Here is a 21,023-nt window from a genome sequence, read left to right as displayed (position 1 = left end):
TTCCGAACTTTCAAGTGGGCCGAACGAGTGAGCGGAGGAAGGCGTCGAGGGCCGCGTCGAACTCCTCGGGCCGCTCCAGATTGGGCAGGTGGGCGGCCCGTTCGATCACGGTCAGCGTGGAGTGGGGCAGCAGCGCGTGCATCTCCTCCGCGTCCGCCACCGGGGTGTACGTGTCGTCCCGGCCGACGACGACGAGCGCGGGCACCGCGAGCGTCGCCAGCGTCTCCCGGTAGTCGGGGCGCTCGGCCCGCCCGCGCAGGGCGGCCGCCGCCGCGACCGGGTCGGTGGCGCACATCATCCGGTGGACGTGCGGCGCGGCGTGCGTGTTGTACGGGGCGACCATCCGGTCCAGTACCTCGTCGGCGTACCCGCGCATGCCCTCCCTCAGGAGCCGGTCGGCCATGGCGTTCCGGTCCTTCCTGCCGTCCTCGGTCTCGGCGGCGGGGAAGGTGTCGGCGAGGACGAGGCCCCGGACCCGCCCGGGGTGGCGGCGGACGAGCTCCATGGCGATCTGGCCGCCCATGGAGAGGCCGGCGACCACGCACTCCTCGATCTCCAGGGAGTCGAGGAGGGCGACGAGGTCCTCGGCGAAGTCGCCGAGGGTGGTCGTCCCCGTACGGGGGCCGAGGGGCGTGGCGCCGTAACCCCGCAGGTCAGGGGTGATGACGCGGTATCCGGCGCGGGAGAAGCGGTCGATCTGCGGCTGCCACATGGTGTGGTCGAAGGGGTGGCCGTGGATGAGGAGGAGGGCGGGGCCGGTGCCCCGGTCCTCGTAGAAGGTGGGCATGACGGAAGGCTAGGCAGCCCCAACTGCTCGGTGCAATAAGATCTTTGCTCTCGGTGCAATGAGGGGAATGAGGGGGCGGGGCCCGTGGAGGAGTACCGGAGGATCGCCGACCGCGTCGAGGCGGCCGTACGGGACGGGCGGCTGCGCCCCGGCGACCGGCTGCCGCCGCAGCGCGTCTTCGCCCGCCGCCACGGCATCGCGAACTCCACGGCCATCCGCGTGTACGGAGAACTGGCCCGCCGCGGCCTGGTCGTCGGCGAGGTCGGACGCGGCACCTTCGTCCGCGCCGCACCCCCGCTGCCCGGCCCCGCGCTCGCCGAGGCGACCGGCGCCGCGCCCGTCGACCTCCAGCTCAACTACCCGGCCGCCGAAGGCCAGTCGGAGCTGATGGCCCGCGCCCTCACGGCGCTCGCCCGGCCCGACGTCCTCGCCGAGGCCGTCTCCCGCCCGGCCGCCGCCACCGGCACGCCCGAGGCCCGCGAGGCGGCGGTGACCGTCCTCGCCCGGCCCGGCTGGGCCCCCGACCCCGACGGCGTCCTCTTCGCCGGGAACGCCCGCCAGGCCATCGCCGCCGCACTCTCCGCACTCGTGCCGCCCGGCGGCCGCCTCGGCGTCGAAGCGCTCACGTATCCGCTGGTCAAAGCGGTCGCCGAGCGGCTCGGCATCCGGCTGGTCCCGCTCGCCCTCGACGGTGAGGGAGCGCGCCCCGACGCCCTGGAGGCCACCCACCGGGCCGCGCCCCTCGCCGCCGTCTACCTCCAGCCCACCCTCCACAACCCGCTCTCCACCACCGCCGGGGAGGAGCGCCGGGCCGAACTCGCCGCGCTGCTCCGCCGCCTGGACCTGACGGCAGTCGAGGACACCACCTGGGCCTTCCTCGCCCCCGACGCGCCCGCGCCGCTCGCCGCGCACGCCCCCGAGCGGGTCCTCCTCGTCGACAGCCTCTCCAAGCGGCTCGCCCCCGGACTGACCGTCGGCTACGTCGTGGCACCGGTCCGTCTCCGCACCGCCGTCGCCGACGCCCTGCGCTCCGGCGCCTGGACCGCCGGCGGGCTCGCCCTCGCCGCCGCCACGCGCTGGACCGGGGACGGGACGGTCGCCGAGGCGGTCGCGCTCAAGCGCGCGGACACCCGGGCCCGGCACGCCCTCCTCCTCCGCCGCCTCGCCGGCCAGACCCTCCGGGCGTCCCCCCAGGGGTACTACTGCTGGTGGGAGCTGCCCGCGTCCTGGCGCGCGGAGACCTTCACCGCGGCGGCCGCCGCCCGCGCCGGCGTGGCCGTCACCCCCGGCAGCGCCTTCGCGGTGGGGCCCGGCACCGCCCCCGACGCGGTCCGCCTGGGCCTCGCGTCCCCGCCGCACGCGGTACTCGACGAGGCCCTGGCCCGCCTGGCGGCGGTGGCGGCGGACGGCTGATCCACTTGCGGGGCGCGGGGCAGGGGTGTGCCCTGGAGGGTGCGGGAACGGCAACCAGGGGGGCGAGAGACGAGGAGCTCCTGCCATGGCCGCACACGCAGCGGCGCCGACCGGGCGCCGGATCAGCACGAACGGCTGGGGATTCCCGGTCACGGCCGGCGTCCTCTACGGCCTCTACGCCGAGGTCAACGCCCGCGACGGCGGCGCGCTCAGCTGGGGCCAGTTCTGGCTCGGCCTCATCTCCGCCGTCGTCCTCGCCGTCGCCCTCTACTCCCTCCGCCGCTACGGCCGCGCCCTCCCCCGCGAGGCCCGCGCCGCCGCCTGGGGCGCCCTCTCCGGCATCGCCATCGGCTTCCTCTACAGCGTCACCGGCGCGAGCATCTACTCGTCCGTGCTGCTCGGGCTGATCGTGGCGGCTGTCGCCGGCGGCGCCGCCTACTACCTCTTCTACACCCACGAGGACGCCCAGGGCCGCCCTGCCCCGTACTGACGGTCCCGCCCCGTGTGGGGCCCGCACCCGCCTGGGGCTCCGCCCCCGCCCGTGTGGGGCCCGCGCCCGGCGGGGCGGTGCGCTTCGCCCCCGCCCTCGTGTGGGGGCCGCACCCGCTGCCCGTGTGGGCCGTGCGCCCGGCGGGGCGGTGCCCCTTCCCACCCGCCGTGTGGGCAATCGTCCCGCTGGGGCGGGACGGGTGGGCACACGGGACGGCGCCCTTGAGCGGCGCCTCCGCGTTCCGGGCCTGGACCCGCACCCGGTGCACAGCTCGCATGGGGTGCGGGTTCAGGCGCGTAAGCCTCTGGCGCCGGCAGGGCGCGGGTCCGTTGTGCCCACCCGTTCCGCCCTGCGGAACGATTGCCCACAACGGGCGGGGTCAGTTCAGGCGGAGGTCGGCGAGTTGCTGTTCGAAGGGGATGAGGGAGTCGTCGGAGGAGTGGCGGGTGGGGCGCGCGGCCACCGTGTCCGCGAATTCGGTGCCCGCGCGGGTGATGCGGGCAGGGAGGCCTTCCGTGTACTCGTCGCCGCCCGAGCCCCAGTCCTCGGAGGCCGCGTAGACGGCGGTGGGGGAGACGGAGGCGCGGAGGTAGGAGAAGAGGGGGCGGAGGGCGTGGTCGAGGACGAGGGAGTGGCGGGCGGTGCCGCCGGTCGCGCCGAGGAGGACCGGCGTACCCGTGAGCGCCGTCGGGTCGATCAGGTCGAAGAAGGACTTGAACAGGCCGCTGTAGGAGGCGGTGAAGACGGGGGTGACGGCGATGACGCCGTCCGCGGCCGTCACCTTCCCGATCGCCTCCTCCAGCGCCGCCGACGGGAAGCCGGTCACGAAGTTCTTCGCGATGTCGACGGCGAGGTCGCGCAGTTCGACGACCTCGACGTCGACGGCGTACTCCTGCTCGGCGAGCCGGTACCGGGCCGCCTGGAGGAGGCGGTCGGCGAGCAGCCGGGTGGAGGACGGGGAGCTCAGGCCGGCGGACACGGCGACCAGCTTCAGCGTCTGCATGGCGTCAGACCTCCTGGGAAGCGGTGACGGCGGGGTGGAGCGGGGCGGTCTCCGGGACACCGGCCGGCCGCAGGTTCGCGAACTCCTTGCGCAGGACCGGGACGACCTCCTCGCCGAGGATGTCGAGCTGCTCCAGGACCGTCTTCAGCGGAAGCCCCGCGTGGTCGACGAGGAACAGCTGGCGCTGGTAGTCGCCCACGTAGTCGCGGAAGGACAGGGTGCGCTCGATGACCTCCTGCGGGGAGCCGACGGTCAGCGGGGTCTCGCGGCTGAACTCCTCCAGGGAGGGGCCGTGGCCGTAGACCGGCGCGTTGTCGAAGTACGGGCGGAACTCCCGTACCGCGTCCTGCGAGTTCTTCCGCATGAAGACCTGGCCGCCGAGGCCGACGATGGCCTGCTCCGCCGTGCCGTGGCCGTAGTGCGCGTACCGCTGGCGGTAGAGGCGGACCATCTTCTCGGTGTGCTGCTTGGGCCAGAAGATGTGGTTCGCGAAGAAGCCGTCGCCGTAGTAGGCCGCCTGCTCGGCGATCTCGGGGGAGCGGATGGAGCCGTGCCAGACGAACGGCGGGACGCCGTCGAGCGGGCGCGGGGTGGACGTGAAGCCCTGGAGGGCGCTGCGGAACTTGCCCTCCCAGTCGACCACGTCCTCCCTCCACAGCTTGTGGAGGAGCGCGTAGTTCTCGATGGCGAGCGGGATGCCCTGGCGGATGTCCTGGCCGAACCACGGGTAGACCGGGCCGGTGTTGCCTCGGCCCATCATCAGGTCCACGCGGCCGTCGGCGAGGTGCTGGAGGGTCGCGTAGTCCTCGGCGATCTTCACCGGGTCGTTGGTGGTGATCAGGGTGGTCGAGGTGGAGAGGATCAGGTTCTCCGTGCGGGCGGCTATGTGCCCGAGGAGGGTCGTCGGGGAGGACGGCACGAACGGCGGGTTGTGGTGCTCGCCGGTCGCGAAGACGTCGAGCCCGACCTCCTCGGCCTTGAGCGCGATCGCCACGGTGTTCTTGATGCGCTCGTGCTCCGTGGGGGTGCGGCCGGTCGTGGGGTCGGTCGTCACGTCGCCGACGGTGAAGATCCCGAACTGCATCGTGCTCACCTCTCGCGTTCCTGATTAGTGGTTGAAGCTTAAACTATCCGCTCCAACGATGCCACCCCCCTCCCTATTCCGCCCCCGTACCCTGGACCCCATGACCGAGAAGGCGACCGAGCGGGCCACCGAGAAGACGCACGACAGCGAGCGCTGGAAAGAGCGCGGCGTGATGCTCCGCGTCTTCGTCTACGTCTTCGCCACGCACGCCTTCGCCGGCTTCGTCTGGCTCCTCTTCTACGTCGGCCAGAACGCCCAGAAGTGACCGTCAGGTAGGTCCCGACCAGGGCTCACGTAGAGTCCCCGACGTGAACGCTGCGATATCGGTGGTGTCGGTCGTCGGAATCGGCGCGGACGGCTGGGACGGGCTCCCCGAGAGCTCCCGCCGCGTCCTGCGCGCCGCCGAGGTCCTCATCGGCGCCCCCCGCCAGCTGGACCTGCTCCCCGCCGACGCCTGCGCCGGCGAGCGGATCACCTGGCCCTCCCCGCTCCGCCCCGCCGTCCCCGGTCTGCTCGCCGCCCACGAGGGCCGCGCGGTCGCCGTCCTGGCCAGCGGAGACCCCAGCTTCCACGGCATCGCCCGCACCCTCGCGGAGAGCGGGGCCGCAGGCGCCGACCGCCTGCGCGTCCACCCGCACCCGTCCTCCGTCTCGTACGCCTGCGCCCGCCTCGGCTGGCCCCTGGAGGCCACCGAGACGGTCTCGCTCGTCGCCCGGCCCCTCGCCGCGCTCTCCGCCGCCCTCCACGACGGCCGCCGCCTCCTCGTGCTCAGCGAAGGCGCCGGGACGGCCGCGCGGGTCGCGGAGCTGCTCCGTACGACCGGCTGGGGCGGCACCCGCATCCGGGTCCTCGAACAGCTCGGCGGCCCCGCCGAGCGGATCCTCGACGGGACCGCCGCCGACTGGCCCCACGAGCGCACCGACGCCCTCAACGTCCTCGCCCTCGACTGCGTACGCGACCCGGACGCCCTCCGGCTCGGCGCCGTGCCCGGACTTCCGGACGAGGCGTACGAGCACGACGGCCAGCTCACCAAGCGGTACGTCCGCGCCGCCACCCTCGCCGCCCTCGCCCCCGCCCCCGGCGAACTCCTCTGGGACGTCGGCGGCGGCTCCGGCTCCATCGGTGTCGAATGGATGAGGACCCACCGCTCCTGCCGCGCCGTCGCCGTCGAGAAGTCCCCCGAACGGGCCGCCCGCATCACGCGCAACGCCGACGCCCTCGGCGTACCGGGCCTGCGCGTCGTCACGGGCCCGGCCCCCGCCTCGCTGGCCGGACTCCCGACCCCCGACGCGATCTTCATCGGCGGCGGCCTCACCGCCCCCGGCCTCCTCGACACCTGCTGGGAGGCCCTGCCGCCCGGCGGCCGGCTCGTCGCCAACACGGTGACGCTCGAATCCGAGGCGCTCCTCGCCCAGTGGTACGGCCGCCACGGCGGCGAACTCGTCCGGCTCGCCGTCGCCGCCGCCGTGCCCGTGGGCGGCTTCACCGGCTGGCGCCAGGCCATGCCCGTCACCCAGTGGTCCGTAACGAAGGGTTCCACCGACTCATGACCGTCTACTTCATCGGCGCGGGCCCCGGCGCGGCCGACCTCATCACCGTGCGCGGCGCGCGGACCCTCGCGAAGTGCGGGGTCTGCCTCTACGCCGGCTCCCTCGTCCCCACCGAGCTCCTCGCCGAGTGCCCGCCGGACGCCAGGCTCGTCGACACGGCGAAGATGGACCTGGACCAGATCGTCGCCGAGATCACCGCCGCCCACGAGGCCGGGCAGGACGTGGCCCGGCTGCACTCCGGCGACCCGTCGGTGTTCAGCGCGGTCGCCGAGCAGATGCGGCGGCTCGACGCGGCCGGCATCCCGTACGAGGTCGTGCCCGGCGTCCCCGCCTTCGCGGCGGCCGCCGCCGCGCTCAAGCGCGAGCTGACGGTCCCCACCGTCGGCCAGACGGTCATCCTCACCCGCATCGCCCAGCAGGCCACCCCCATGCCGGAGGGCGAGGACCTCGCCACCCTCGGCCGCAGCGGCGCCCTGCTCGTCCTCCACCTCGGCGCGCGCTACGTCGACCGCATCGTCTCCGAGCTGGTCCCGCACTACGGCGCGGACTGCCCGGCGGCGGTCGTCGCCATGGCCAGCCGCCCGGACGAGGTGGTCCTGCGCGGCACGCTGGAGGACATCGCCGAGCAGGTGAAGGAAGCCGGCATCACCAAGACGGCCGTCATCATCGTGGGCCGTACGCTCGCCGCCTCGGAGTTCCGCGACAGCCACCTGTACGACCCGGCCCGGGACCGCCACAGCTGCTGACGGTCCCGACCCCGGCGGCCCGGTGCCTCAGGCGTTGGGCCGCTTGCCGTGGTTCGCCTTCTTCTTCTTGCGGGCCCGCTTCTTGTTGCCGCGCTTCGCCATGGGACGGACTCCCTCTCGGTCGGGGATGCTGCCGTGGCCAGCCTAGGTTCGGGGCCGGGGGGCCGCATGTCGGTGCCGGGGTCTTCAATGGTCCCGTGACCGTTTACGACGTGGCCCGGGCGCTGCCGGGCATCGAGGAACTCCGCGACCACTCCCGAGGGCTCGCGATGCTGGACGCCGTCCTCAGCCCGGAGTGGGAGGACCGGTACTACTCCTTCGACGCGCACTGGTCGGAGACCGAGCAGCTGGCGTCCATGAAGGACGGTCAGGGCGACGAGTACACGATCGTCCTCTCCCCGGCGGGAGCGTTCGCGCGCGTCTTCGCCCACGAGTCGATGCTGAGCCCGTTCGGGCCGCTCGCGGACGGGCAGACCTGGCCCGGGGTGCTCGACGGGGTCCCGGAGGCCTTCCGGGAGTACCTGACGGAGCCCGCGTTCACGGACGAGGACGGGGTGCACGTGACCACCGCTTGCCTGTGGCGCGAGCCGACGGACACGGCCTGGCACACGGGCACGGTCGAGTACCCCGACGCGGGCGACGACCGCGAGGACCCGGACGGCTCCGGCCGCCTCCTCCACCTGCTCGTGGACCGTACGGCGGAGGCGTACGCCGCATGGGCGTCGGACTACTACGAGACCCCGGTCGACCCGGAAGCCGTACGCCACGTCCTGGCCCTGCGCCCGCTCACCCCCGAGCTGGTGTCCGCCCTCAACCCGGACGTGACGCTCGACGACCTCGCCGAGGACATCGCGGAGATCGGCTACCCGACGGCCTGACGGGCCCCGGCCCACTCCGGCGCGAGCACCGACATCACCGTCGCGTCCACCCGCTCCCCCTCCCACAGGAGCGCGCCCCGCAGCACGCCCTCCGCGCGGAAGCCCGCCTTCTCGTAGGCGCGGCGGGCGCGGGGGTTGAAGGCGTAGACCTCCAGCCAGATCCGGTAGAGGCCGAGCGCCTCGAAGCCGTGGCCGACGATCAACCGGGTCGCCTCCGTGCCGAGGCCCCGGCCGACGGCGTCCGGGACGAAGCAGATCCGGAAGGCGCAGCTCTCGTTGGCGGGGTCCCAGTCCAGGAGGACGGCCTCGCCGACGACCCGCCCGGTCGCCCGCTCGACCACGGCGAGGTCGAGCCGGTCGTCCTGCGCGCCCCGCGAGCCGTACCACCGCACCAGCTCCGCCTCGTCGAACCGCCGGTGGCTGCCGGTCAGCCGCGTCACCTCCGCGTCCTCGAACAGCGGCAGCAGCGCGGGCACGTCCGCCTCGGTGACGGGCCGGAGGGTCACCAGGTCACCGGTGAGGGTGGGCTTGTGCGAGAAGTCGGTCATCCCCGGATTCTCGGCGGGCGGCCGCCGCGCTGTCGCCCGGATTACGACCCCGCCGGCCCCTGGGGCTCCGACCGCCCCACGACCGTCCCCGCCCGGTCGACGCAGATCACGTCCACCGCGACCGGGGCCCCGCGCAGCACGGCCAGGGCCTCGTCGCGGGCGCGGGCGGCGACCAGGTCCCCCAGGGGCACGGCGGCGGCCTCGCAGAGGCGGAGGGCGGCGAGGCCGGTGTTGGCGGCGGCGATCTCCGACGCCAGCGCGTCCGACGCGCCGCCGGTGCGGGCCAGCTCGGCGAGGAAGGCCTTGTCGACCTGGGAGCGGGCCGAGTGGAGGTCGAGGTGCCCGGCGGCGAGCTTGGAGAGCTTGGCGAAGCCGCCGCAGATCGTGAGCCGGTCGACGGGGTGGCGGCGGATGTACTTGAGGACGGCGCCCGCGAAGTCGCCCATGTCGAGGAGGGCGATCTCCGGCAGGTCGTAGATCTCGGTGACGGTCCGCTCGGAGGTCGAGCCCGTACAGCCCGCTACGTGGGTCAGACCGCCCGCGCGGGCCACGTCGACGCCCCGGCGGATGGAGTCGATCCAGGCGGAGCAGGAGTACGGGACGACGACGCCGGTCGTGCCGAGGATCGACAGGCCGCCGAGGATGCCGATGCGGGGGTTCCAGGTGGAGCGGGCGATCTCGGCGCCGTTGTCGACGGAGACGGTGATCTCGACGTCGCCGCTCGCTCCGTGCCGGGCGGCGACCTCGGCCACGTGCTCGCGCATGAGCTGCCGGGGCACGGGGTTGATGGCGGGTTCGCCGACGTCCAGGGGGAGCCCGGGCAGGGTGACGGTGCCGACGCCCTCGCCCGCGCGGAACACCACGCCCGAACCCGGCGGCAGGAGCCGTACCGTCGAACGGATCACGGCCCCGTGCGTGACGTCCGGGTCGTCGCCCGCGTCCTTGACGACGGCGGCCATGGCGGAGCCGCCCGCCAGGGACTCGGCGGTCAGCGCGAAGGACGGCGTCTGGCCCTTCGGCAGGGTGATCGTCACCGGGTCGGGGAAGTCGCCGGTGAGCAGCGCGGTGTACGCGGCGGTCGTGGCCGCCGTCGCGCAGGCACCGGTCGTCCAGCCCGGCCGGAGGCCGGTGTGCTTGAGTTGGGCCTCACGCCCGCCGCCTGTACTCACGAAGAGGCTCCTGTGCACGTACTCATTCTCGGCGGGACCACCGAGGCCCGCGCCCTCGCCGGACTGCTGCACGGCCGCGTCCGGGTGACCAGCTCCCTCGCGGGGCGGGTGGCGAGCCCGCGGCTGCCGGCGGGCGAGGTCCGGATCGGCGGGTTCGGGGGGCCGGAGGGGCTTGCCGCATGGGTGCGGGAGCAGGCCGTGGACGCGGTCATCGACGCCACCCATCCCTTCGCCGAGCGGATCAGCTTCAACGCGGCCCGGGCGGCCGCCACCGCCCATGTTCCCCTGCTGGCCCTGCGCCGCCCGGGTTGGGTCCCGGTCGACGGCGACGACTGGCATTCGGCCGCCTCCCTGGAGGAGGCGGCCGGGGCCCTGTCCACCCTCGGCGACCGCGTCTTCCTGACGACCGGCCGCATGGGCCTGGCGGCCTTCGCGGCCTGCCCCCAGTGGTTCCTGGTCCGCTCGGTCGACGCCCCGGACACCCCGATGCCGCCCCGCACCGAGATCCTCCTCGACCGGGGCCCCTTCACCCTGGCCGGCGAACGCGAACTCCTGGCCCGGCACCGGATCGACGTGGTGGTGACGAAGGACAGCGGCGGCGCGGCGACCGCCCCGAAACTGACGGCGGCCCGCGAGGCGGGTCTCCCGGTGGTCGTGGTCCGCCGCCCGCCGGTCCCGGAGGGCGTCCCGACGGCGGCGACCCCCGAGGAGGCCGCCGCGTGGGTCGCTACTCGCTGACGGGCGTGCCGAGTTCGGTGACCTCGACCCAGTTCATGTTCGGGTCGTCGACGTAGATCTGGTTCTCCGAGGTGTCGAAGGCGATCACGCCGTAGAGCACGTGCTCGCCGTCCGCCGCGCTCTCGTGGAGGAAGGACGAGGCGGTGGGCAGCAGGTACTCGACGCGGTGGGCGATCCAGATGAGGTTGCCGTCGCCGTCGTCCACCTGCTCGGCCTTGTAGACCTCGTACCGCTTGAGGTCGGGCTCGGTGTTCGGCGTCCACTCCAGGAACACGCCGTCCTCGCGCGGGGTCGCCTTGAGACCGGCGACCGGGGCGGGGGCGGTGTAGTCACCGTGGGTGGCGGTGACCGCGGTGCGGGCCGAGGCGTTCCCGGCGGCGTCGACGGCCGAGACCCAGTACGTGTAGCCGGTCTCCTCGGTGACGGCGGTGTCCGTCCACTTCGTGGCGGTGACGCCGGTCGCGACCTGGGCGACGGGGTCGGTGGTGCCGGTGCGCTGCCGGTGCACGGTGTACGTCGCCGCGCCCGTGACCGGCTGCCACGCCAGGAACACGCCGGTGGCGTCGTCGGTCGCGGTCACGCCCGTCGGGGCGTCGGTCGGGGTTTTGTCCACGGACACGACCGTCAGGTCGGCGGAGCCGTAGGACTCGTTGCCGGCCTTGTCGACGGCACGGACCTCGTAGAGGTACGTCTGGCCCGTCGGCGGCGGGTAGTTCACGAACGACGTGGCCGTGACGAGGGCGGTGGCGCTGCTGATCTTCGTCCAGGTGGTGGAGGTGCTCAATCGGCGGTAGACGCGGTAGCCGGAGAGGTCCATCTCCTTGTTGGCCGCCCAGCGCAGGGTGGCCTTGTTCAGGGTCTTGTCGTACGCGACGGTGGCACCGGTCGGCGCCAGCGGGCGGACCTTGTCGACGACGGACGAGATGTTGGGCGCGTAGGTGAACTTGACGTTCGCCGTGCCCGTCCACGCCACGTAGTCGACGCGGAGGGTGTGCCGGCCCGCCGGGACGGTGAGGTTGACCGTCTTCTTCTGGGTGGTGGAGACGTTCTTCCAGAGGTCGATCTTCCGGACGCCGTCGAGGTAGACGCGGATGCCGTCCTGCGTCTCGGCGGCGAAGGAGAACGGGCCGCCGGAGCCGAAGTCGCGGGTCACCGACCAGCGGACGGAGAAGTTGTCCGTGGGCAGGGTGACGCCGGCCGGGTCGCCGTAGCCGTAGTTCTCGGCGATCGCGCTGTCGCACGCGGTCAGCTTGGGCGTACCGGTGAAGGTGGGGTTGGCGAAGTACTCCGCCTTCCACACCGGGGATGCGCAGGTGACGGCCGCTGCGGCCGGGGTGGCGGTCAGCAGACCGCCGGAGGCGGCGAGGGCGGCCGCGGTGGCCAGCGCGCTCAGCCGGGTGCGAGTCATCACAGGGGGAGGGCCCTTTCCGGACCTATGTGAAGCATGTGAAACGGGGAACTCCTGTGTGACTCCCGAGGTGGGGGAAGGGTTGTGCCCGCCCCCACCTCGGATTTCATGCCCCGGCCGTCAGCCGTACCGCCGCGGCGTCCACGTGATCGTGCGCCCGTCGCCCCGCTCGACCGCGCGGGTCTGCGAGGAGCCGATGAGGAGGAGGGTGCGCATGTCGACCTCGGAGGGGTCCAGGGTCTTGAGGGTGAGGACGCGGACGGACTGCTCCGGGCCACCGACGTCGCGGGCGACGACGACCGGGGTCTCGGGGGCGCGGAGTTCGAGGAGGAGGTCGCGGGCGGCGGCGACCTGGTGGGTGCGGGACTTGGAGCCCGGGTTGTAGAGGGCGATGACGAGGTCGGCGGAGGCGGCGGCGCGGAGGCGGGTCTCGATGACGTCCCAGGGCTTGAGGCGGTCGGAGAGGGAGATGGTGGCGTAGTCGTGGCCGAGGGGGGCGCCCGCGGCTGCGGCGGCCGCGTTGGCGGCCGTCACCCCCGGGAGGACCCGTACGGGCACGTCCGCGTACTGCGGTTCGCAGGCGACCTCCAGGACCGCCGTCGCCATGGCGAAGACGCCCGGGTCGCCGCCGGAGACGACCGCGACCTTGCGGCCGCGCCGGGCCAGGTCGAGGGCGAACTCGGCGCGCTCGGACTCGACCTTGTTGTCGGAGCCGTGGCGGATCTGGCCGGGGCGCAGGACGGGGACCCGGTCGAGGTAGGTGGTGTAGCCGACGAGGACGTCGGCGTTGACGAGCGCGCCGCGCGACTCGGGGGTGAGCCAGGGTGCCCCGGCGGGGCCGGTGCCGACGACGGTGACCTCGCCCCTCTCCCGTACGGGGGGCTGCTGGTCGATGCGGGAGGGGAGGACGGCGACGGAGAAGTACGGGACCGAGGCCGGGTCCACCTCCGTCAGCTTCTCCGTGCGCTCGCCCGCCATGAACGCGCGCTCCACGTACCGGGCGTCGTCCAGGCGGCCCGCGCGCTCCAGGGCCCGCCGCACCGTCGGGAAGGTGCGGCCCAGCTTCATCACGACCGCCGAGTCGGTGCCCGCGAGACGGGCCGTCAGCTCGTCCTCCGGCAGGGTGCCGGGGATGATCGTGAGGACCTCCTCCGCCTCGCACAGCGGCTCGCCGAGCCGGGCGGCGGCGGCGCTCACCGAGGTCACGCCGGGGATGACGGTCGTGTCGTAGCGGTCCGCGAGCCGCTTGTGCATGTGCTGGTACGAGCCGTAGAACAGCGGGTCGCCCTCGGCGAGGACGGCGACGGTGCGCCCGGCGTCCAGGTGCGCGGCGAGGCGGGCCGCGGCCTCCTCGTAGAAGTCGTCCAGGGCGCCCCGGTAGCCGCCCGGGTGGTCCGTGGTCTCCACCGTGAGCGGGTACACCAGCCGCTCCTCGATGTGGTCCTCGCGGAGGTGCTCGGCGGCGATGGAGCGGGCTATGGAGCGGCCGTGGCGGGCCGAGTGGTACGCCACGACGTCGGCCGAGGCGATGGCCTTCACCGCCGCCACCGTCATCAGGTTCGGGTCGCCGGGGCCGAGGCCCACGCCGTACAGCTTGCCGGGCACGGTGCTCACTTCTGGATCTCCGCTTCGTGGGCGAGGGCGTTGAGCGCGGCGGCCGTCATCGCGCTGCCGCCGCGCCGGCCCCGTACGACCAGGTAGTCGAGGCCGAGGGTGTTCTCGGCCAGCGCGTCCTTCGACTCGGCGGCGCCGATGAAGCCGACCGGGATGCCGAGGACGGCGGCGGGCTTCCCCGCGCCCTTCGCGATCATCTCCAGGAGGTGGAAGAGGGCGGTCGGGGCGTTGCCGATGGCGACGACGGAGCCTTCGAGGCGGTCCCGCCACAGTTCGAGGGCGGCGGCGGAGCGGGTGGTGCCGAGCTCGGCGGCCAGGCCGGGGACGGCCGGGTCGGAGAGGGCGCAGAGCACCTCGTTGTCGGCGGGCAGCCGCTTGCGGGTGACGCCGCTGGCGACCATCTGCGCGTCGCAGAGGATGGGCGCGCCGGCCTGGAGGGCGGCGCGGGCGCTCGCGACGACGCCCGGCGAGTACGCGATGTCCTGCACGAGGTCGGTCATGCCGCAGGCGTGGATCATCCGGACCGCCACCTGGGCGACGTCGGCGGGCAGGCCCGCGAGGTCCGCCTCGGCGCGGATCGTGGCAAAGGACCGGCGGTAGATCTCCGTCCCGTCCTTCTCGTAGTCGAACATCCTGGTGCTCTCGCTCATCTCGTGTGGGTCGGCAGGCTGCGGGCCGTGGTCACTGCTTCGGGCAGGGAGGTACGGGGAGTGGGGACGCCGTCCACCAGGTAGGTGTCGTCGCCGGTCGCGAGGACGTCCACCCAGGTGCCGTGCGGGTGGCCGCAGCGGCGCTCGCACCCGGAGTAGTGGACGGGCAGGCCCCCTCGGCGGACGAGCCCGGCGTCCGTCCGTACGTCGGCGAGGGACTTGGCGCAGCCGGGGCGTCCGGTGCAGGCGCTGACCCCGACCGAGGGCAGCTCGGGCCGGGTGATCAGGCCGTGCGCCGCCAGGTCGGGCAGGTCGGGCAGCCGGTCGGCGGCTCCCACGACGACCACCCCGCGCCAGGGCGTGAGCCGCAGCTCCTCGGCCCCGTCGGCCAGGGCCCGCAGCTGGGCGGCGGTCAGCCGGCCGAGCGGGGCGAGGACGTGCAGGGCGCGCTCGCCGAGCGGGCCGGGCGCGGGCGGCGGGGACGCGGGAAGCGGCGGTACGGGTACGGGCTCCGCCGTGATCCCGGCCCGCGCGAGGGCCCCGGCCCAGTCGGGCACGTGCTCCTCGGGCAGTTCGCGGGGCCGCCAGGCCCCGTTCCCGGCGGCCTCGGCGGCGTCGAGGAACGCGAGGGCGGCGGTGAGGGCGGCGCGGACGGGCTCGGCCACCCGGAACGCCCGCGAGCCGAGGCGCAGGAGGGCGGACCCGTCCGGTCCTGCGACCAAGCTCACATCGCCGCCGAGCCCGGCGACGTCCCCGCGCCCGTCGTCCAGGACGAACAGGAACCGTCCCGAAAGGGATGCCGCCCGGGGCTCCGCGCACAGCGCGGCGTCCAGCTCGCGCGCCCACAACTGCACGTCCGCGCAGCCGAGTCCGTCGAGCCCCGCGCCGGGCGAGGCCACGATGTTGCGGACGCGCTCGTGGGTGGGGGAGGGCAGCAGACCGGCCTCGGAGAGGAGCGCGGCGAGCTCGGCCCCGCAGCCCTCGCCGAGCCCGCGCAGCTCGGCGTTGCCGCGCGAGGTGATGCTGATCCGCCCGTCGCCCAGACCCTCGGCCGCACGGGCCAGCACCTCGGTCTGACGTACCGTCAAGCGCCCTGCGGGCAGGCGCAGTCGGGCCAGACGTCCGTCGTCGGCGGGATGCAGGCGCAGCGCCCCGGGGCAGGCGTCGCCACGGTCCCGTACGCGAGCTTCGCCCGGTTCGGGCGTCGGGGGTGGGGTGGGCGGCATGGCGGCGAGCATACCCACGGGGAACCGGCTGACCACCGGGTGTGATCCGGCCGACTTCCGGCCCTCCGGGCCTGCTGGGGCTTGCCGGTCCTTGGCGCTCCGGGCCTGCCGGGGCTTGCTCCCTTCGGCGCCCCGGGTTCGTCGATGCCTGCCGACGCTCGGTGGTTCGGGCTGCCGGCGCTTGCCGCCTCCGGCGCTCCCGGGCCGCCGGCGCTCCGCCCGCGTCGTCGCCGTGCGCCCCGGTGTGATCCCCGGTGTGATCCGGCCGACCCCGACGCTCCCTGGGGCCCGCCCACGGCACGATCTAGGATGCAGAGCGGCATGGGGTCCCAGGACCCCGGGGAGGAAGCCCGGTGAGAATCCGGCGCGGTCCCGCCACTGTGAGCCCGTACCAGCCATGGCACGGGTGAGTCAGGAACTCCCTTCCCCAAGCTCTCGGCTTCGCTCGAGCGAGGGGAGGCCCCATCCCACACGACCACCCGGGGCGCGGACAACCCCGAGGAAGGCCTGAGCTCGCCATGCTCCTGCTGCTGTCGCACTCCGACACCGACCTGCTCAGCGCCCGTGCGGCCGGAGGGCCGGTGGAGTACCGCTTCGCCAACCCCTCCCGGCTCCCGCTCGCCGACCTCCCGGACCTGCTCGACGGCGTCGACCTGGTCGTCGTACGGCTCCTGGGCGGCGTCCGCTCCTGGCAGGAGGGCCTGGACGCGATCCGCGCCGCCGGGAAGCCGGTCGTCGTGCTCAGCGGCGAACAGGCTCCCGACGCCCAGCTGATGGAGGCCTCCACGGTCCCCGTCGGCGTCGCCACCGAGGCGCACGCCTATCTGGCGCACGGCGGCCCGGCGAACCTGGAGCAGCTGGCCCGCTTCCTCTCCGACACCGTCCTGCTCACCGGCCACGGCTTCGAGGCCCCGGCCGCCGCCCCCACCTGGGGGCCCCTTGAGCGGACGCCGAAGGCCGACGTGACCGGCCCGACCGTGGCCGTGCTCTACTACCGCGCCCACCACATGAGCGGGAACACCGCCTTCGTCGACGCCCTGTGCGGCGCGATCGAGGACGCCGGGGCCCGCGCCCTCCCGCTGTACGTGGCGTCCCTGCGCGCCCCCGAGGCGGAGCTCGTCTCCGTACTGCGCGGGGCCGACGCGATCGTCACCACCGTCCTCGCGGCCGGTGGCACCAAGCCCGCCGAGGCGCAGGCCGGAGGCGACGAGGAGGCCTGGGACGCGGGCGCGCTCGCCGCGCTCGACGTGCCGATCCTCCAGGCCCTGTGCCTGACGGGTTCGCGGTCGGCGTGGGAGGAGAACGACGAGGGGCTGTCCCCGCTGGACGCCGCCAGCCAGGTCGCCGTGCCCGAGTTCGACGGCCGCCTCATCACCGTCCCGTTCTCCTTCAAGGAGATCGACGAGGACGGCCTGCCCGCGTACGTCGCCGACGCCGAGCGCGCGGCCCGCGTCGCCGGCATCGCCGTCCGGCACGCCCGGCTCCGCCACATCCCGAACGCCGAGAAGAAGCTCGCGCTCGTCCTCTCCGCGTACCCGACGAAGCACTCCCGCATCGGCAACGCGGTCGGCCTCGACACCCCCGCCTCCGCCGTCGCCCTGCTGCGGCGCCTGATCGCGGAGGGGTACGACTTCGGTCCCGAGGCCGAGCTCCCCGGCATCGTCTCCGGCGACGGCGACGAGCTGATCTACGCCCTCATCGAGGCCGGTGGCCACGACCAGGACTGGCTGACCGAGGAGCAGCTCGCGAAGAACCCGGTCCGCATCCCGGCCGCCGACTACAAGCGCTGGTACGCGACGCTGCCCGCCGAGCTCCGCGAGCAGGTGGAGGAGCACTGGGGCCCGGCGCCCGGCGAGATGTTCCTCGACCGCTCCCGCAACCCGGAGGGCGACATCGTCCTCGCCGCCCTGCGGCGCGGGAACCTCCTCGTCCTCATCCAGCCGCCGCGCGGCTTCGGCGAGAACCCGATCGCGATCTACCACGACCCCGATCTCCCGCCGTCCCACCACTACCTGGCCGCCTACCGCTGGATCGCCGCCCGCGCCGAGGACGGCGGCTTCGGCGCCGACGCCATGGTCCACCTGGGCAAGCACGGCAACCTGGAGTGGCTGCCCGGCAAGAACGCCGGCCTGTCCGCCGCCTGCGGCCCCGACGCGGCCCTCGGCGACATCCCGCTGATCTACCCGTTCCTCGTCAACGACCCGGGCGAGGGCACCCAGGCGAAGCGGCGCGTCCACGCCACGCTCGTCGACCACCTGGTGCCGCCGATGGCCCGCGCCGACTCGTACGGCGACATCGCGCGCCTGGAGCAGCTGCTCGACGAGTACGCCCAGATCAGCTCGATGGACCCGGCGAAGCTCCCGGCCATCCGCGCCCAGATCTGGACCCTGATCCAGGCCGCCAAGCTCGACCACGACCTCGGTCTGGAGGAGCGCCCGGAGGACGACGGCTTCGACGACTTCCTGCTGCACGTCGACGGCTGGCTGTGCGAGGTCAAGGACGCCCAGATCAGGGACGGTCTGCACGTCCTCGGTGGCGCGCCCGAGGGTGAGGCCCGGGTCAACCTGGTCCTCTCGATCCTGCGCGCCCGCCAGATCTGGGGCGGTACGCAGGCGCTCCCGGGTCTGCGCGAGGCCCTGGGCCTGGACGAGTCGGCCGCGACCCGCACCACCGCCGACGAGGCGGAGGCGAAGGCCCGCGAGCTGGTCGAGGCGATGGAGGCGGCGGGCTGGGACGTGGCGGCGATCCCCACGTCGTACGGTCCCGAGGTCCAGGCGGTCCTCCGCTTCGCCTGCGAGCAGGTCGTGCCGCGTCTCGCCGCCACCACCGACGAGCTCGCCCACGCCGTGCACGCGCTCAACGGCGGCTTCGTCCCGGCCGGTCCGTCCGGCTCCCCGCTCCGTGGCCTGGTCAACGTCCTGCCGACCGGCCGGAACTTCTACTCGGTCGACCCGAAGGCCGTGCCGTCCCGGCTCGCCTGGGAGACCGGCCAGGCGCTGGCCGACTCGCTCCTGGAGCGCTACCGCACCGACAACGGCGAGTGGCCGACCTCCGTCGGACTCTCCCTCTGGGGCACCAGCGCGATGCGCACCGCCGGCGACGACGTCGCCGAGGCGCTCGCCCTGCTCGGCGTCCGCCCGCTGTGGGACGAGGCCTCGCGCCGCGTGAACGGCCTGGAGCCGATCCCGCTCGCCGAGCTGGGCCGTCCGCGCATCGACGTGACGCTGCGCATCTCGGGTTTCTTCCGGGACGCCTTCCCGCACGTCATCGGGCTCCTCGACGACGCGGTGCGGCTGGTCGCCTCCCTGGACGAACCGGCGGAGGACAACTACGTACGGGCGCACGCGCAGGCCGACCTCGCCGAGCACGGCGACGAGCGGCGCGCCACCACCCGCATCTTCGGCTCGCGTCCGGGCACGTACGGCGCGGGCATCCTCCAGCTGATCGACTCGCGGGACTGGCGGACGGACGCCGACCTCGCGGAGGTCTACACGGTCTGGGGCGGCTATGCCTACGGCCGTGGCCTCGAAGGCCGCCCGGCCCGGGAGGAGATGGAGACCGCGTACAAGCGGATCGCCGTCGCCGCGAAGAACACGGACACCCGCGAGCACGACATCGCCGACTCCGACGACTACTTCCAGTACCACGGCGGCATGGTCGCGACCGTCCGCGCGCTGACGGGCACGGCCCCCGAGGCGTACATCGGCGACTCGACCCGCCCGGAGACCGTCCGCACCCGCACCCTCGTCGAGGAGACCTCCCGCGTCTTCCGCGCGCGCGTGGTCAACCCGCGCTGGATCGAGGCGATGCGCCGCCACGGCTACAAGGGCGCGTTCGAGCTGGCGGCGACCGTCGACTACCTCTTCGGGTACGACGCGACGACGGGTGTCGTCGCCGACTGGATGTACGACAAGCTCACCCAGGAGTACGTCCTCGACGAGACGAACCAGGCCTTCCTCAAGGAGGCCAACCCCTGGGCCCTGCACGGCATCGCCGAGCGCCTCCTCGAAGCCGAGTCGCGCGGCATGTGGGAGAAGCCGGACCCGGAGACCCTGGCCGCCCTGCGGCAGGTGTTCCTGGAGACGGAGGGCGACCTGGAGGGCGAGGACTAAGCCCTGACGGGCGCCGGGGCCAGTTCGAGGACGCGGCCCCGGTACCCCTCCCTCAGCCGCCGGTCGTGGCTGACGATCACCAGCGTGCCCGCGTAGGGGGCGAGCGCGGCCTCGATCTCCTCCACCAGGCCCGGGGCCAGGTGGTTGGTCGGCTCGTCGAGGAGGAGCAGATCGGCGGGGGAGGTCACGAGCCGGGCCAGTTCCAGCTTGCGGCGCTGGCCCGCCGAAAGCAGCCGGACCGGGGTCGCCAGATCCCGGGCGGCGAAGAGCCCGAGGGCGAGCAGTTCGTCCTCGCGGCCCTCTCCGAAGGCCTCGCCCACCGTACGGGGGTCGAGGGGTGGGGCCGTGTCCTGGCGGAGCAGCCCGACCCGGGCGGGCACGGTCACCGTGCCCGCGTCCGGGGCGAGTTCGCCCGCCAGGACCCGGAGGAGGGTGGTCTTTCCCGCGCCGTTCGGGCCGGTGAGCAGCAGGCGCTCGCCCGGGTCGAGGTGGAGCGCGTCGAGGTGGAGCCGGCCGTCGACGCGTATCCCGGTGAGGTCGACGGGCGCGCCCGTTCCCGTGAGGTCCGCGTGGAACCGGAGCGGTTCCGGCGGTGCGGGGACGGGGTGGGCGGTGAGCCGGGCGAGTCTCTCGCGGGCGGAGCGGATGCGGCTCATCGCGCCGTGCGCCCGTGACCGGGCCCGGAAGGCGCCCGCCCCGCTGAACGCGGCCGGGGCCTTGCGGGGGATCGCGGAGAACCGGTCGACGTTCGTGTCGGCGAGCGCCCGGTGGCGGGCGAGCTCGGCCTTCCACTCCTCGTGCTCCCGTTGTCTGCGGGCCCGTTCGGCGGCGCGGCCGGCGAGGTAGCCGCCGTAGCCGTCGCCGTACCGCCGCACGGTGTGGCGGTCCTCGTCGACCTCCAGGACGGCGGTGGCGACGCGGTCGAGGAAGACCCGGTCGTGGGAGACGGCCACGACCGTGCCCCGGTGGGCGCGCAGCCGCTCCTCCAGCCAGGCGACGGCCTCGTCGTCGAGGTCGTTGGTCGGCTCGTCGAGCAGCAGCAGTTCGGGTTCGGCGGCGAGGACGGCGGCGAGGGCGAGCCGGGCGCGCTGCCCGCCGGAGAGCGTCCCGAGGGGCCGGGCGCGGTCGAGCGGGCCGGGTTCGCCGAGCCGCCGCAGGGTGGTCTCGACGCGCCGGTCGGCCCCGGCGCCGCCCCGGGCCTCGTAGGCGGCGAGCAGCCCGGCGTATCCGGCGAGGTCGCCGGTGGCGGCGAGCCCGGTCTCGGCCGTACGGATCGCCCGCTCAAGCTCCCGTATCTCCGCGAGCGCGTGGTCGACGGCGTCGCCGACGGTCGCATCCGCGGGGAGGTCGAGGGTCTGGGCGAGGTGGCCGAGGCCGCCGGGGGAGTCGACGGTCACGCTGCCGTTGTCGGGGGTCTCCAGGCCGGCGAGGAGCCGGAGGAGGGTGGACTTCCCGGAGCCGTTGTCGCCGACGACGCCGAGGCGTTCGCCGGGGCGGACGGTGAGGGAGACCCGGTCGAGCACGGTCCGGTTCCGGACGTACCGGTCGTCGTAGCGCTTGGTGACGTCGGTGAGTCGGGCACGGAACAAGGGCGACCTCCTGCCGTC

General features: G+C 74.2%; 19 protein-coding genes and 1 riboswitch. Of the genes, 8 read left to right on the top strand and 11 right to left on the bottom strand.

Going from position 1 to position 21,023, the window contains the following annotated elements; genetic code table 11:
* Positions 1-10: 10 nt before the first annotated feature.
* Positions 11-787 (bottom strand): alpha/beta fold hydrolase, encoded by a 777-nt coding sequence (locus ACH4TP_RS18470; RefSeq protein WP_398438549.1) that lies wholly within the window; start codon positions 785-787, stop codon positions 11-13.
* A gap of 84 nt (positions 788-871) precedes the next feature.
* Here ACH4TP_RS18470 and ACH4TP_RS18465 point away from each other — a divergent pair, with 84 nt between their 5' ends.
* Positions 872-2,200, top strand: coding sequence for a PLP-dependent aminotransferase family protein (locus tag ACH4TP_RS18465; RefSeq protein ID WP_398438548.1), 1,329 nt, complete (start codon positions 872-874; stop codon positions 2,198-2,200).
* An 85-nt stretch (positions 2,201-2,285) separates the two neighbouring features.
* A complete protein-coding gene (locus ACH4TP_RS18460) occupies positions 2,286-2,690 on the top strand; it encodes a hypothetical protein (protein ID WP_398438547.1) in 405 nt (134 codons plus the stop codon).
* A gap of 379 nt (positions 2,691-3,069) precedes the next feature.
* Here the strand turns inward: ACH4TP_RS18460 and ACH4TP_RS18455 are convergent, their stop codons facing one another.
* A complete protein-coding gene (locus tag ACH4TP_RS18455) occupies positions 3,070-3,693 on the bottom strand; it encodes an FMN reductase (RefSeq protein ID WP_398181323.1) in 624 nt (207 codons plus the stop codon).
* Between the two features lie 4 nt (positions 3,694-3,697).
* Positions 3,698-4,777 (bottom strand): LLM class flavin-dependent oxidoreductase, encoded by a 1,080-nt coding sequence (locus ACH4TP_RS18450; protein WP_389223223.1) that lies wholly within the window; start codon positions 4,775-4,777, stop codon positions 3,698-3,700.
* 100 nt (positions 4,778-4,877) lie between these two features.
* Between ACH4TP_RS18450 and ACH4TP_RS18445 the strand changes: the two genes are divergently transcribed.
* From ACH4TP_RS18445 to cobM, 3 genes are read left to right on the top strand one after another with little or no spacing between them, the layout of a single operon-like run.
* Positions 4,878-5,042, top strand: a complete 165-nt coding sequence (locus ACH4TP_RS18445) for a DUF6126 family protein (protein ID WP_389222805.1) — start codon at positions 4,878-4,880, stop codon at positions 5,040-5,042.
* 43 nt (positions 5,043-5,085) lie between these two features.
* Positions 5,086-6,327, top strand: coding sequence for a precorrin-6y C5,15-methyltransferase (decarboxylating) subunit CbiE (cbiE, locus tag ACH4TP_RS18440; protein WP_398438546.1), 1,242 nt, complete (start codon positions 5,086-5,088; stop codon positions 6,325-6,327).
* Positions 6,324-7,073 (top strand): precorrin-4 C(11)-methyltransferase, encoded by a 750-nt coding sequence (gene cobM / locus ACH4TP_RS18435; RefSeq protein WP_389222809.1) that lies wholly within the window; start codon positions 6,324-6,326, stop codon positions 7,071-7,073. Before cbiE ends, cobM begins: the two co-directional genes overlap by 4 nt.
* Positions 7,074-7,100: 27 nt before the next feature.
* Here cobM and ACH4TP_RS18430 read toward each other — a convergent pair whose 3' ends face one another.
* Positions 7,101-7,175, bottom strand: coding sequence for a 50S ribosomal protein bL37 (locus ACH4TP_RS18430; RefSeq protein WP_099895366.1), 75 nt, complete (start codon positions 7,173-7,175; stop codon positions 7,101-7,103).
* Between the two features lie 95 nt (positions 7,176-7,270).
* On the opposite strand from ACH4TP_RS18430, the gene ACH4TP_RS18425 reads away from it, so the two are divergent.
* Positions 7,271-7,951 (top strand): hypothetical protein, encoded by a 681-nt coding sequence (locus ACH4TP_RS18425; RefSeq protein ID WP_389222811.1) that lies wholly within the window; start codon positions 7,271-7,273, stop codon positions 7,949-7,951.
* Here ACH4TP_RS18425 and ACH4TP_RS18420 read toward each other — a convergent pair.
* Positions 7,936-8,499 carry a GNAT family N-acetyltransferase gene (locus ACH4TP_RS18420; RefSeq protein WP_398181330.1) on the bottom strand — a complete coding sequence of 188 codons (564 nt, stop codon included), beginning with the start codon at positions 8,497-8,499 and terminating at the stop codon, positions 7,936-7,938. The two genes, ACH4TP_RS18425 and ACH4TP_RS18420, sit on opposite strands and share 16 nt — an antisense overlap.
* 41 nt (positions 8,500-8,540) lie before the next feature.
* Positions 8,541-9,668: a cobalt-precorrin-5B (C(1))-methyltransferase gene (locus ACH4TP_RS18415; protein WP_398438545.1), complete on the bottom strand. Its 1,128-nt coding sequence runs from the start codon at positions 9,666-9,668 to the stop codon at positions 8,541-8,543.
* 12 nt (positions 9,669-9,680) lie between these two features.
* On the opposite strand from ACH4TP_RS18415, the gene ACH4TP_RS18410 reads away from it, so the two are divergent.
* On the top strand, positions 9,681-10,406 hold the full coding sequence (locus tag ACH4TP_RS18410; protein ID WP_398438544.1) for a cobalt-precorrin-6A reductase: 726 nt from the start codon (positions 9,681-9,683) through the stop codon (positions 10,404-10,406).
* Here the strand turns inward: ACH4TP_RS18410 and ACH4TP_RS18405 are convergent.
* From ACH4TP_RS18405 to ACH4TP_RS18390, 4 genes are all read right to left on the bottom strand, one after another.
* On the bottom strand, positions 10,396-11,814 hold the full coding sequence (locus ACH4TP_RS18405) for a fibronectin type III domain-containing protein (RefSeq protein WP_398438543.1): 1,419 nt from the start codon (positions 11,812-11,814) through the stop codon (positions 10,396-10,398). The two genes, ACH4TP_RS18410 and ACH4TP_RS18405, sit on opposite strands and share 11 nt — an antisense overlap.
* 120 nt (positions 11,815-11,934) lie before the next feature.
* Positions 11,935-13,368 carry a precorrin-3B C(17)-methyltransferase gene (cobJ, locus tag ACH4TP_RS18400; RefSeq protein WP_389223229.1) on the bottom strand — a complete coding sequence of 478 codons (1,434 nt, stop codon included), beginning with the start codon at positions 13,366-13,368 and terminating at the stop codon, positions 11,935-11,937.
* A gap of 56 nt (positions 13,369-13,424) precedes the next feature.
* On the bottom strand, positions 13,425-14,078 hold the full coding sequence (locus ACH4TP_RS18395) for a precorrin-8X methylmutase (protein WP_389222819.1): 654 nt from the start codon (positions 14,076-14,078) through the stop codon (positions 13,425-13,427).
* Complete coding sequence (locus tag ACH4TP_RS18390; RefSeq protein ID WP_398438720.1) at positions 14,075-15,316, bottom strand: cobalamin biosynthesis protein CobG; 1,242 nt, start codon at positions 15,314-15,316, stop codon at positions 14,075-14,077. The genes ACH4TP_RS18395 and ACH4TP_RS18390 overlap by 4 nt, the downstream gene beginning before the upstream one ends.
* A 294-nt stretch (positions 15,317-15,610) precedes the next feature.
* A riboswitch (cobalamin riboswitch) is annotated at positions 15,611-15,744 on the top strand.
* Between the two features lie 78 nt (positions 15,745-15,822).
* Here ACH4TP_RS18390 and cobN point away from each other — a divergent pair.
* Entirely contained in the window at positions 15,823-19,416 is a 3,594-nt protein-coding gene (gene cobN, locus ACH4TP_RS18385; protein ID WP_398181338.1) for a cobaltochelatase subunit CobN, read from the top strand.
* Here the strand turns inward: cobN and abc-f are convergent.
* Complete coding sequence (gene abc-f / locus ACH4TP_RS18380; protein WP_398438542.1) at positions 19,413-21,005, bottom strand: ribosomal protection-like ABC-F family protein; 1,593 nt, start codon at positions 21,003-21,005, stop codon at positions 19,413-19,415. The two genes, cobN and abc-f, sit on opposite strands and share 4 nt — an antisense overlap.
* Between the last annotated feature and the right edge of the window lie 18 nt (positions 21,006-21,023).

The sequence above is a fragment of the Streptomyces sp. NPDC021012 genome (assembly GCF_044333355.1).
GTDB lineage: Bacteria > Actinomycetota > Actinomycetes > Streptomycetales > Streptomycetaceae > Streptomyces.
Note: the sequence above shows the minus strand (reverse complement) of the source record. Positions and strands in the feature narration are given on the sequence as shown.